The sequence below is a fragment of the Nonomuraea phyllanthi genome (genome assembly GCF_006334985.2).
Classification (GTDB): Bacteria; Actinomycetota; Actinomycetes; order Streptosporangiales; family Streptosporangiaceae; genus Nonomuraea; species Nonomuraea phyllanthi.
The window spans coordinates 618739-632449 of sequence record NZ_VDLX02000003.1; the positions used below are offsets into that span (position 1 = coordinate 618739).

The 13711-nt window shown below is 74.6% G+C and carries 2 protein-coding genes; both read left to right on the forward strand.

Features of this window, described 5'->3' with window-relative positions:
* The first annotated feature begins 13 nt into the window (after positions 1-13).
* On the forward strand, positions 14-11278 hold the full coding sequence (locus FH608_RS11485; protein WP_139630386.1) for a type I polyketide synthase: 11265 nt from the start codon (positions 14-16) through the stop codon (positions 11276-11278).
* A 50-nt stretch (positions 11279-11328) separates the two neighbouring features.
* The gene (locus FH608_RS11490; RefSeq protein ID WP_317135554.1) at positions 11329-13629 is read left to right on the forward strand and encodes a beta-ketoacyl synthase N-terminal-like domain-containing protein; all 2301 of its coding nucleotides are present in this window, start codon (positions 11329-11331) and stop codon (positions 13627-13629) included.
* Positions 13630-13711: the final 82 nt, after the last annotated feature.

Sequence of the window (13711 nt, forward strand, 5' to 3'; positions counted from 1 at the left end):
CAGGAGCACGTACATGTCGAACGAGCAGGTATTGCGCGACTATCTCAAGCGGGCCACGGCCGATCTGCGGCAGACGCGCCGCCTCCTTCGCGAGGCGGAGGAGCGCGAGCACGAGCCCATCGCGATCGTCGGGATGAGCTGCCGCTTCCCCGGCGGCGCCGACACCCCCGAAGACCTCTGGCGCCTGCTCGTCACAGGGGAGGACGCCCTCACCGACTTCCCCGGCGACCGCGGCTGGGACGTCGAGGACATCTACCACCCCGAACCGGGACAGGCCGGGAAGACGTGCACCCGGCGCGGCGGCTTCCTCCACGACGCCGGGGACTTCGACGCGGGCTTCTTCGGCATCAGCCCGCGCGAGGCCCTCGCCATGGACCCGCAGCAGCGCCTGCTGCTGGAATCGTCGTGGGAGCTGTTCGAGCGGGCGGGCATCGACCCCACCACCGTGCGGGGCGGCCAGACCGGCGTCTTCCTCGGAGTGATCTTCCAGGGGTACGGGCCGCGGCCCAGCGACCCCGGCGAGGACCTGGAGGGCTACCTCCTGACCGGCGGGACGACCAGCGTCGCCTCCGGCCGCGTCGCCTACACCTTCGGGCTGGAGGGGCCCGCCGTCACCATCGACACCGCCTGCTCCTCCTCCCTCGTCGCCCTCCACCTCGCCGTCCAGGCGCTGCGCAAGGGCGAATGCTCGACGGCGCTCGTCGGCGGCGTCACCGTCATGTCCACGCCCGGCATCTTCCTGGAGATGAGCAGGCAGCGCGGCCTCGCCCTCGACGGGCGCTGCAAGGCGTTCGCCGCGGCGGCCGACGGCACCGGGTTCTCCGACGGGCTCGGGCTGATCCTCCTGGAGCGGCTCTCCGACGCGCGCAGGAACGGCCACCACGTGCTCGCGGTCGTCCGCGGCTCCGCCATCAACCAGGACGGCGCCTCCAACGGGCTCACCGCGCCCAGCGGGCCCGCCCAGGAGCGGGCCATCGAGCAGGCGCTCGCCGACGCCTGCCTCACCACCGCCGACGTGGACGCGGTCGAAGCCCACGGCACCGGCACCACGCTCGGCGACCCGATCGAGGCGCGGGCGCTGCTGGCCACGTACGGGCAGGGGCGGGAGACGCCGGTCCTCCTCGGCTCGGTCAAGTCCAACATCGGCCACACCCAGGCGGCGGCCGGGGTGGCCGGGGTCATCAAGATGGTGCTGGCCATGCGGAACGGGGTGCTGCCTCGCACCCTGCACGTCGACGAGCCGTCGCCGCACGTGGACTGGGCGTCGGGCGCGGTCGAACTGCTCACCGACAACCAGCCGTGGCCGGAGACCGGGCGTCCCCGCCGGGCCGCCGTGTCGGCCTTCGGCATCAGCGGCACCAACGCCCACGTCATCCTCGAACAGGCCCCTCCCGCGACCGAGCCCGCCACCGACCCCTCGGCGCCCCAGCCCGCCGCCACCACCGCCGGTCCAGTCACCGTCGCCGACCCAGTCACCGTCGCAGGCCCTGCCAGCACCGCCGGCCCGGCCGTCGAGTCGGCTTCGGCCGCGGCGCACGAGGTCGGGGTGCTGCCCTGGGTGCTGTCCGCGCGGAGCGAGCGGGCGCTGCGGGACCAGGCGGCCCAGCTGCTGGACGCCGTACACGCCGGCCCCGAACCGGCCCCCGCCGACATCGGCGCCGCGCTGGTGGCCACCCGCGCCACCCTCGACCACCGGGCCGTCGTCCTGGCCGCCGACAGGGAGGGCCTCCTGGCCGGGCTCCGGGCCGTCGCGGCGGGCGAGAGCAGCGCGGACGGCGCCACCGTCGTCCACGGACTCGCGGGCGACACGGGCCAGGTGGCGTTCGTCTTCCCCGGCCAGGGCTCGCAGTGGGCCGGGATGGCCGTCGACCTGCTGGACTCCTCCGAGACGTTCGCGGCGAGCATCCGGTCCTGCGAGGCGGCGCTGCGCCCGTACGTCGGCTGGTCGCTGACCGGCGTGCTCCGGGGCGCGCCCGGCGAGCCCTCGCTGGAGCGGGTGGACGTGGTCCAGCCCGTGCTGTTCGCGGTCATGGTGGCGCTCGCCCGCCTGTGGCAGTCGTACGGCGTCACCCCTGACGCCGTGGTCGGCCACTCGCAAGGCGAGATCGCGGCCGCCCACGTGGCGGGCGCGCTGACTCTCGACGACGCCGCGAAGATCGTCGCCCTGCGCAGCAAGGCCCTCGTCGCGCTGGCCGGCACCGGCGGCATGATGTCGCTCGCCCTGCCCGCCGCCGAGGCCCGCATCCTGCTGGAGCGGTGGGACGGCCGGGTGGAGGTCGCCGCCGTCAACGGGCCGCGCGCCACCGTCGTCGCCGGCGACCCCGGGGCGCTGGACGAGCTCGCCGCCCACTGCGAGTCTGCCGGTGTACGGGCCCGCCGCATCCCCGTCGACTACGCCTCCCACTCCGCGCACGTCGAGACCATCGAGGAGGACCTGCTGCGGACCCTGGACGGCATCACGCCGTCCGCGTCCGCCGTCGCGTTCTACTCGACCGTCACCGGAGAGCGGCTGGACACCACCACGCTGGACGCCGCCTACTGGTACCGCAACCTGCGCCACACCGTCGACCTCGACGGCGCCGTCCGCGCCCTGCGGCGCGACGGCTACGGCGTCTTCGTCGAGTCCAGCCCGCACCCCGTGCTGGTCGCGGGGCTGCAGGAGATCCTCGACGACGTCCCCGCCGACGCGCCGGCCGTCGTCACCGGCTCGCTGCGCCGCGACCAGCCCGGCTGGGAACGGTTCCTCGCCTCCATGGCGGACCTGCACGTACGCGGCGGGCGGGTGGACTGGCGCGCGGTGCTCGACGGGTCCGGCCCGGTGAACTGGGAGGAGATCGTCAGCGGCCCCGGCAGGGTCGAGCTGCCCACCTACCCGTTCCAGCGCACCCGCTACTGGCTCGACGCGCGGGCCGCCGCCGGGCACCCCGACGACGTGCTCTTCTGGGACGCCGTCGAGCGTGAGGACATCGAAGCCCTGGCCGGGACGCTGGAGGTGGACGGCGCCTCGCTCGACGCCGTGGTGCCCGCCCTGTCGTCGTGGCGCCGCCGCCGGACCGGCGGGAAGGCCGCCAACGGCCGCCGCTACCGGGTGTCATGGCGCCCCACCCCGGACACCGGCCCGGCCACCCTCACCGGGACCTGGCTGGTCCTTACCCCCGGAAGCGGCGTACCGGGGGCTGGTGGCCGCGTGCCCGGAGGCGGTGCGGCGGCGTTCGGGGACGTCGGCCGGGACGCGAGGGCCGTCGCGGACGCCCTGGCCCGGCACGGGGCGGTCGTCATCACCGCCGCACTCGCCGAGCCCACCGCCGAGGGCGTGCGCGAGCTGGTCGCCGGTCACGACCTGGCCGGGGTCGTCTCGCTGCTGCCGCTGGACGAGCGCCCGCATCCCGTCCACGAGTCGCTCACCCGGGGACTGACCGGCACGCTCGCGCTGGTCCACGGCCTGGCCGGGCTGGACATCCCCGTGTGGTCCCTCACCCGTGGCGCCGTGCGCCTGCCCGGCACCGACGCGGTGGAGAACGTCCGGCCTGCCCAGGCACCGGTGTGGGGGCTGGCGCGGGTCGCGGCCGTCGAGCATCCGGGCAGCTGGGGCGGCCTCGCCGACCTTCCGGCCGAGCTGGACGACGCCGCGCTCGACCGCCTCTGCGCCGCCGTCGCGGGCACCGGCGGTGAGGACCAGATCGCCATCCGCCCGTCCGGCGCGTTCATCCGGCGCCTGGTGAGGGCGGCTCCAGGCCACGCCACCCCCACCCGGACGGACACCGGCGGGTGGCGTCCGGACGGGACCGTGCTCGTCACCGGCGGCACCGGCGGGCTGGGCGCGCATGTCGCCCGGTGGCTCGCCGACCTGGGCGCGGAGCACATCGTGCTCGCCGGCCGCCGGGGCGCGGACGCCCCAGGGGCCGCCGAGCTCGAAGCCGAGCTGCGCGAGCGGGGCAGCCAGGTGACGGTCGCCGCCTGCGACGTCGCCGACCGCGCCACCCTGGCGGCCCTCATCGACGGGCAGACGGCCGACGGCACCCCCATCCGCGCGGTGTTCCACGCCGCCAACGTCCTGGACGACGGCCCGGTCGCCGAGCTGGACCCGGGCCGGATCGCCGCCATCGCGCAGGCCAAGATCACCGCCGCCGCCACCCTGGACGAGCTCACCCGCGGCCTCGACCTGTCCGCCTTCGTGGTGTTCTCCGCCCTGTCCGGCGTGCTCGGACTCCCCGGCCAGGGCGGGCAGGCGGCCGGGAACGCGTACCTCGACGCCCTCGCCGACCGGCGCAGGGCGGCCGGCCTGCCCGCCACGTCCGTCGCCTGGGGGCCGTGGAGCGGCGCGGGCCGCGACGCCGACGAGGCCATCGCGGAGCTCCGCCTCCGGCACGGCGTCCCGCCGATCCCGGCAGGCCAGGCGATCGAGGCGCTCCAGCAGGCGCTGGACGGCGGCGAGACGGCCCTCGTCGTCGCCGACATCGACTGGGAACGGTTCTTCCTGGCGTTCACCGCCAGCCGCCGCCGCCCGCTGATCGAGGACGTCCCCGAGGTGCGCGCCCTGCTGGAGGCAGGCGCGGGCGGGCAGACCGAGCCCGTCTCGGCGCTCGCCGCCCGCCTGGCGGGACTCACGGAGAAGGAACAGGACGAGATCGTCCTGGACGCCGTACGCGACCAGGTCGCGGCCGTCCTGAGGCACGCCACAGCCGACGAGGTACGGTCCGACACCGCCTTCAAGGAGGCCGGTTTCGACTCCATCACCGGCGTCGAGCTGCGCAACCGGCTCGGCAACCTGACCGGCCTCACCCTGCCCGCGACCCTCGTCTTCGACTACCCCAACCCGGTGGCGCTGGCCCGGTTCCTGCGCGCCGAGCTGGCCGGGTCCAGCGAGAGGGCCGCCGTCGTGACGTCCGCCGCCGTCGCGGCCGACGACGACCCCATCGCGATCGTCGGCATGAGCTGCCGCTTCCCCGGCGGTGTCGCCTCCCCCGAGGACCTGTGGCGGCTCGTCGCCGACGGCGTGGACGCCGTGTCCCCGTTCCCCACCGACCGGGGCTGGGACCTCGACGGCCTGTACGACCCCGACCCCGACAGCACCGGCAAGTCGTACACCCGCGAGGGCGGCTTCCTGGAGCGGCCCGCGCACTTCGACGCCGGTTTCTTCGGCATCAGCCCGAGGGAGGCCATGGCCACCGACCCGCAGCAGCGGCTGCTGCTGGAGACGGCGTGGGAGGCGTTCGAGCGGGCCGGGGTCGATCCGGCGTCGCTGCGCGGCAGCCGTACCGGCGTGTTCGTCGGCCTGACGTACCAGGACTACTCGGCCCGCCTGCACGAGGCGCCGGACGGGTACGAAGGCCACCTCATGATCGGTAACACGCCGAGCGTGGCGTCCGGGCGGCTGTCGTACGTGTACGGCCTGGAGGGTCCGGCGGTGACGGTGGACACGGCGTGTTCGTCGTCGCTGGTGGCGTTGCACCTGGCCGCGCAGGCGCTGCGGAACGGGGAGTGCTCGCTGGCCCTGGCCGGCGGCGTGGTCGTCATGGCCACCCCCGCCATGTTCGTCGAGTTCAGCCGCCAGCGCGGGCTGGCGGCCGACGGGCGGTGCAAGGCCTTCTCCGCCGCCGCCGACGGCTTCGGCGCCTCGGAGGGCGTGGGGCTGCTGCTGGTGGAGCGGCTGTCCGACGCCGAGCGCAACGGTCACCAGGTGCTGGCCATCGTGCGGGGGTCGGCGGTCAACCAGGACGGGGCCTCCAACGGGCTGTCCGCGCCGAACGGGCCCTCCCAGCAGCGCGTGATCCGGGCGGCGCTGGCGAGCGCCGGGCTCCAGGCCGGGGACGTGGACGCGGTCGAGGGCCACGGCACGGGGACTCCCCTCGGGGACCCGATCGAGGCCCAGGCGCTGCTGGCCACCTACGGGCAGGACCGGGAGGAGCCGCTGTGGCTGGGGTCGCTGAAGTCGAACATCGGCCACGCGCAGGCCGCCGCCGGCGTCGGCGGGATCATCAAGATGGTCATGGCGATGCGGCACGGCGTCCTGCCCAAGACGCTCCATGCCGACGAGCCGTCCCCGCACGTGGACTGGGCCTCGGGCGCGGTCGAACTGCTGACCGAGGCTCGCGAATGGCCGGAGACGGGTCGTCCCCGCCGGGCGGCGGTGTCGTCGTTCGGGATCAGCGGGACGAACGCGCACGTCATCCTCGAACAGGGCCCGGCTCCGGCCGTGGCGTCCGGCGGGGGTGTGGTGCCGTGGATCCTTTCCGCGAAGTCGGCGGGGGCGCTGCGGGAGCTGGGCGAGCGGCTGTCGGTCGTGGAGGCCGATCCGGCCGCCGTCGCGTCGGCTCTTGCGGCTCGTGCGCGGTTCGAGCATCGGGCGGTGGTGGTGGGTGCCGATGGTGCGCAGTTGCGGGCTGGTCTGGCGGCGTTGGCTTCGGATGGTAGTGCCGCGCAGGTGGTGCGGGGGGTGGCGAATGTCGGTGGTAAGCGGGTGTTCGTGTTCCCGGGTCAGGGGTCGCAGTGGGTGGGGATGGCGGGGGAGTTGTGGGATGGCTGCCCGGTGTTCGCGGAGGAGATGCGGGCGTGTCAGGAGGCGTTGGCTCCGCATGTCGGGTGGGAGTTGCGGGAGGTGATCGGTGATCCGGCCGCGTTGGAGCGGGTGGATGTGGTGCAGCCGGTGTTGTTTGCGGTGATGGTGTCGCTGGCCAGGGTGTGGCGGTGGCTGGGTGTCGCCCCGGATGCGGTGGTGGGGCATTCGCAGGGGGAGATCGCGGCTGCCTACGTCGCGGGTGGTTTGTCGTTGGAGGACGCCGCCAAGGTGGTGGCGTTGCGGAGTCGGGCGTTGCGGGCGATCGCCGGTCGCGGCGCGATGGCGTCGGTCGCTCTCTCTGCTGATCAGGTGCGGGCGCGGTGGGGAGAGAGGATCTCCGTCGCGGTCATCAACGGCCCCTCGGCCACGGTGGTGGCCGGGGACGTGGATGCGGTGGAGGAGGTGTTGCTGGAGTGTGAGGTCGACGGGGTGCGGGCCCGTCGGGTGGAGGTGGATTACGCGTCGCATTCGGCGCATGTGGCCGCCATCGAAGAAGATCTGGCCGGCCTGTTGGAGGGGCTGTCCCCGCAAACGGGTTCGGTGCCGTTCTACTCCACCGTGACTGGCGCGGTGCTGGACACGGCTGAGTTGGATGCGGGGTATTGGTATCGGAATCTGCGGCAGGCGGTGGAGTTCGAGCAGGCGGTGCGGGGGTTGGTGGCCGATGGTCATCGGGCTTTCGTGGAGGTCAGCCCGCATCCGGTCCTGACCATGGGCATCCAGCAGATCCTCGAGGCCGTCGACATCGAGGGCGCCGTCACGGGCACGCTGCGCCGGGGCGAAGGCGATCTGCGCCGGGTGCTGCTGTCGCTCGCCGACGCGCACACCCAGGGCGTGGACGTGGACTGGACCCCGGTCCTGCCCGCGAGCGGGTCAGCCGTCGTGGCGGAGCTGCCGACATACCCCTTCCAGCACGAGCGCTACTGGCTGGAGGCCCCGGCGGGCACCGGCGACGCCACCGGTTTGGGGCTGGAGGCGGCCGCGCATCCGCTGCTCGGCGCCGCCGTCCCGCTGGCCGACGGCCAGGGGTTGCTGTTCACCGGCAGGCTGTCGCTGCGGGCACACCCGTGGCTGGCCGGTCACGCCGTACAGGGAACGGTGCTCCTGCCTGGAACGGCGTTCGTGGACCTCGCCATCCACGCGGGCGACCACGCCGGCTGCGGCCGGATCGACGAGCTCACTCTGCAGGCCCCCCTCGTCCTGCCCGCCGACGCCGCCGTGCAGCTCCAGGTCACCGTCGGCGCGCCTGACGCGGCGGGACGGCGCGCGATCGGCGTGCACTCCCGGCCGTCCAACGCGCTCGACCAGGACTGGACCTGTCACGCCACCGGCCTGCTCGCCCCCGCCGACGCCACCGAGCCGGCGCCGATGACCGCCTGGCCGCCTCCCGGGGCGGAGCGGATCCCGATCGAGGAGTTCTACGAGCGGCTGCGCGCCACCGGCCTCGACTACGGGACCGCGTTCCAGGGGTTGCGCGCGGCCTGGCGGTCCGGCGACGACCTCTTCACCGAGGTCGCGCTGCCGGAGGGCGACGTGGACGGGTACGGGATCCACCCCGCGCTGCTGGACGCCGCGCTGCACGGCATCGGCCTCGGCGCCCTGGCGGAGCACGGCGAGAACACCGGCCTGATGCTGCCCTTCTCCTGGACGGACGTCACCCTCCACGCGACCAGCGCGACCGGCCTGCGCGTACGGCTCAGCCCGGCCGGAGCCAACGCCGTGTCGCTGGAGCTGGCCGACCCCGGCGGGCTGCCGGTCGCGTCGGTCGGCACGCTCGCCATGCGGCCCGTCATCAAGGAGCGGCTCGGCAGCCACCACGACGCGCGGTTCACGGTGGACTGGCAGCACATCCAGCCGCCCGCGGACGCCGTACCCGGTGACTGGGCGATACTCGGGGCCGACATCTTCGGCATCGGGACCGCCGCCCACGCCGAGACCGGCGCCGCCGCCTACGCCACCCCGGCCGAGGCGGCCGCGGCGCGGCCGGACACCGTGTTCGTCTGCTGCGACACCTCCAGCGCCTCCGGCTCGTGCGACGGTTCCTCCGGAGTCTGCGCAGGCACTTCCGGCGGCTGCGGCGGAAGTGCCTGCGGCGACGGCATCGCGCCGGCTGCTCGGGCGGGCGTCGAGCGGCTGCTGGGCATCCTGCGCGACTGGCTCGCCGCGCCCGAGTCGGCCGCCACCAGGCTCGCCGTCGTCACCCGCGGCGCGGTCGCCACCGCTGCCGCCGAGCCCGTCACCGACCTGGCCGCCTCCGCCGCCTGGGGGCTGATCCGCTCGGCCCAGTCCGAGCACCCCGACCGGTTCGTCCTGCTCGACCTGGACGGCCGGCACGAGTCCGCGCTGGCCATCCCGGCGGCGCTGGCCTCCGGCGAGAGCCAGCTCGCCGTACGCGCCGGACGGCTCTACACGCCGCGCATCGCCAGGACGACGGCCAGGCCCGCGCTCGTCCCTCCGGACGGCGTCGCGGAGTGGCGGCTGGAGATGCGCGAGAAGGGCGACTTCGACGCCATGTCCCTCGCGCCGTCCCCCGAGGCGGCGCAGGCGCCGGCAGCCGGCCAGGTACGGCTCGCCGTACGGGCCGCGGGGCTCAACTTCCGCGACGTCGTCATGGCGCTCGGCATGGTGCCCGACGACGGACGGCCGCTCACCACCGAGGGCGCGGGCGTCGTGCTGGAGGTGGGCGACGGCGTGACCGGGTTCGCGCCCGGCGACCGCGTCATGGGCCTGCTCTCCGGCGGCGTCGGCCCGGTGTCGGTGGCCGACCACCGGCTGCTCGCCCGCGTACCCGCCGGATGGACGTTCGCCGAGGCGGCGGCCGCTCCCGCCGCGTTCCTGACCGCGTACTACGCGCTGCGTGACCTCGCCGGGATCCGGCGCGGCGAGTCGCTGCTGCTGCACGCCGCCGCCGGCGGCGTCGGCCAGGCGGCGCTGCAGCTGGCCCGGCACTGGGGCGTGGAGGTGTACGGCACCGCCAGCTCCGGCAAGTGGGCCACCCTGCGCGGGCAGGGACTCGACGACGATCATCTCGCCTCGTCGAGGTCGCTGGACTTCGAGGAGCGCTTCCGCGCGGTGACGGGCGGGCGGGGTGTCGATGTGGTGCTGAACTCGCTGGCGGGGGAGTTCGTGGACGCCTCGGCGCGGCTGCTGGCCCCGGGCGGCCGGTTCATCGAGATGGGCAAGACCGACATCCGGGACGCTGCCGTTTTCCCCGACCACCACTACCAGGCGTTCGACCTCATGGACCCCGGCCCCGAGCACATCCAGCACCTGCTCTCGGAGCTGGGCGAGCTGTTCGAGGCGGAAATCCTCACACCGCTGCCGGTGACCGCGTGGGACATCCGGCGGGCTCCGGAGGCGTTCCGCTACCTGAGCCAGGCCCGGAATGTGGGCAAGGTGGTGTTGACCGTGCCGGCCGCGCTGGATCCGGAGGGGGCGGTCCTGATCACCGGGGGCACTGGGGTGTTGGGTGCGGCGCTGGCGCGTCACCTGGTGATCGAGCGCGGGGTGCGGCATCTGGTTCTGACCGGCCGTAGCGGTGGTGGGGCGGAGTTGGTGGCGGAGTTGGAGGCGGCGGGTGCGCGGGCGCGGGTGGTGGCCTGCGACGCGGCCGATCGGGAGGCCATGACCGGTCTTCTGGCCGAGATCCGTTCGGAGCGTCCGTTGACGGGTGTGGTGCACGCGGCGGGAGTTCTGGACGACGCCACGGTGGAGAACCTCACCGCGCGGCAGGTGGAGCGGGTTTTGCGGCCGAAGGTGGATGCCGCCTGGAACCTGCACCGGCTCACCCGTCACGACGATCTGGCCGTGTTCGCGCTGTTCTCCTCGGCGGCGGGCATTCTGGGCAACGCCGGTCAGGGCAACTACGCGGCGGCCAACGCCTTCCTGGATGCCCTGGCCGTCCACCGGGCCGGGACCGGGCTGCCTGCCACCTCCCTCGCCTGGGGACTGTGGGCCCAGGCCACCGCCATGACCGGCCACCTCGACACGGCCGACCGGGCCAGGATCGCCCGCAGCGGGGTCCTGCCCTTCACCGTGGACGAGGGGCTCGCCCTCTTCGACGCCGCGATCGGTGGCGAGGCGAGTCTCGCCGTGCTCAGCCGGTTCGACCTCGCGGGCCTGCGCAGGTCGGCGGCGGCCGGGGCGCTCGCGCCCGTGCTGCGCGCCCTCGCCGGCGGGCCCGCCAGACGCACCGCCGGCGGCGCCGTCGACCGCGACACCCTGGCCGAGCGGCTGAGCGGGCTCGACCCCGACGAGCGGCGCGCGTACGTGCTGGACCTCGTACGCGGCCACGTCGCCGTCATCCTCGGCCACGCCGGGCCGGAGAGCGTCGAGCCGGGACGGGTGTTCAAGGAGCTCGGGTTCGACTCGCTGTCGGCCGTCGAGTTCCGCAACAGGCTCAACGCCGCCACAGGCCTGCGCCTGCCCTCGACGCTCGTCTTCGACCACCCCACCGTGGCCGACCTCGCCGACCACCTCCTCGCCGAGATCGCACCGGACGCCCCTGGCACCTCCGTACTGGCCGAGATCGCCAGGCTGGAGGCCGGCTGGGCGCTCGCCCCGTTCGACGACGAGACCCGGGCCACCGTCGTGGCGCGGCTGCACGAGCTGATCGCCCAGGTCGGCGCGCCCGGCGACGACGGCGCCGCCGAGCGGATCAGCGACGCGACCGACGACGAGATCTTCGACTTCATCGACAACGAGCTCGGCATCTCCTGAGCCTCCGCAACAGGGAACCGCGTGACCCGCCAGAGCAAGGAAGAGACACCATGACGCAAGAGGAGAAGCTCCGCGACTACCTCAAGAAGGTCACCACCGACCTTCACCAGACCCGCAGGCGGCTCAAGGAGGTCACCGACCGCGACACCGAGCCCGTCGCCGTCGTCGGCATGGCCTGCCGCTTCCCCGGCGACGTCGAGACGCCCGAGGACCTGTGGCGGCTCGTCGCCGACGAGCGCGACGCCATGAGCGGCTTCCCCGCCGACCGCGGCTGGGACCCCGGGCTCTACGCCCCGGACCCCGACGCGCCCGGCAAGTCGTACGTGCGGACCGGCGGGTTCGTGCACGGAGCCGAGGACTTCGACCCCGGGTTCTTCGGCATCAGCCCGCGCGAGGCCCTCGCCATGGACCCGCAGCAGCGCCTGCTGCTCGAAACCGCCTGGGAGGCCGTCGAACGCTCCGGCATCGACCCCACCTCGCTGCGCGGCAGCCGTACCGGCGTGTACGCCGGCGTCGTCCACCAGGACTACCTCGGCCGCCTGGCCCGCATCCCCGAGGAGTGCGAGGGGTTCATCAGCACCGGCGGCTCCGCCAGCATCGCCTCCGGGCGCGTCGCGTACACGCTGGGACTGGAGGGGCCGGCCGTCACCATCGACACCGCCTGCTCCTCCTCCCTCGTCGCCCTCCACCTGGCCGTCCAGGCGCTGCGCAAGGGCGAATGCGGCCTCGCCCTGGCCGGCGGCGTCACCGTCATGTCCACGCCCGGCATCTTCCAGGAGTTCAGCCGGTTACGCGGGCTCGCCCCGGACGGGCGCTGCAAGGCGTTCTCCGACCGCGCGGACGGCACCGCCTTCGCAGAAGGCGCCGGCCTGCTGCTGCTGGAGCGGCTCTCCGACGCGCACCGCCGCGGCCACCGCGTCCTGGCCGTCGTCCGCGGCTCCGCCATCAACCAGGACGGCGCCTCCAACGGCCTCACCGCGCCCAGCGGGCCGTCCCAGGAGAACGTGATCCGGCTCGCCCTCGCCGACGCCCGCCTCCAGCCGTCCGACATCGACGCGGTCGAAGCCCACGGCACCGGCACCACGCTCGGCGACCCCATCGAGGCCAGAGCGCTGCTCGCCACGTACGGGCAGGACCGGGCCGAACCGCTGTGGCTCGGCTCCCTCAAGTCGAACATCGGCCACACGCAGGCGGCGGCGGGGATCGGCGGCGTCATCAAGATGGTGCTGGCCCTGCGGCACGGCCTGCTGCCCAGGTCCCTGCACCTGGGGGAGCCGTCCACGCACGTCGACTGGTCGTCGGGGCGCGTCGTCCCGCTGGAGCGGGCCACGACCTGGCCGGACCTGGGCCGGCCGCGCAGGTGCGCGGTGTCGTCCTTCGGGTTCAGCGGCACCAACGCCCACATCATCCTCGAACAGGCCCCCACCCCGCCCGACGGAAACGTGGTCGGCTCCGCCACTGCCGGTGGGCGCCTGCTGCCGTGGGTGGTGGCCGGGGTGGGCGAGGAAGGGTTGCGCGCCCAGGCGGCCCGCATCCACGAGTTCGCCGCCGCCCACCCGGAGCTCGCCGTCGCCGACGTCGCCTTCACACTCGCCACCACCCGGGCCGGACTGCCGCGCCGTGCCGTCGTGGTCGCCCGTGACCTGGACGGGTTCCTCAGCGGCCTCACCGCGATCGCCACCGGCACCCCCGCACCCAACGTCGTCCGCGCCACCGAACCCGACGCCGCCCCCACCCGCCCGGCGCCCGCGCAAGCACCCCCCACCCCCGCACCGGAGGAGGACCGGGAACGCGAGGAGCAGCCTTGGGCGACCGCGGCCGCCTACGTGGCCGGGGCCGACGTCCCGTGGGACGCCGTCTTCGAGGGCACCGGCGCCCGCCTGGTCGACCTGCCCACGTACCCCTTCCAGCGCGAACGCTACTGGCTGCGTGACGAGACCCCACCCCAGCCCGGCCCCGAGCAGGCGGGGCCGGCCCCGGAGACGTGGCGGCGTCAGGCCGTGTGGGCGGCCGTGCCCGGCGACGCGCCGGTGCCCGCCTCGGGGAGCTGGCTGATCGTCTCAGCCCTCGGCGCCGACGACCCCCTCGTACGGGCCTCCCGCACGGCGCTGGCAGGACACGGCGCCCGGGTGAACACCGTCGTCCTCGCCCCCGGCGACGACCACCACGCCCACGCCGCCTCCATACGCGACGCGGCCAACGGCGCCCGCGTGGACGGGGTGCTCTCCTTCCCCGGCGGTCTGGGCCCGCACGGCGTGCTGGCCCTCACCCGGGCCGTGGCCGACGCCGGCATCGACGCCCCTCTGTGGTCCGCCGGGCACCCCGGGGCCGCGGCCGCCGGCTGGCACTGAACCGTAGGGGTGCGTTAGGGGATCAGTAATTCCCGCGGCCATGTGAGACTGAAATCGCCGAAAATCCGCATATCCGTTTTGG

Bases quoted from the DNA above. Each gene is read 5' to 3' on its own strand.
- FH608_RS11485 (WP_139630386.1), top strand. From the start codon at position 14: ATGTCGAACGAGCAGGTATTGCGCGACTATCTCAAGCGGGCCACGGCC.
- FH608_RS11490 (WP_317135554.1), top strand. From the start codon at position 11,329: ATGACGCAAGAGGAGAAGCTCCGCGACTACCTCAAGAAGGTCACCACC.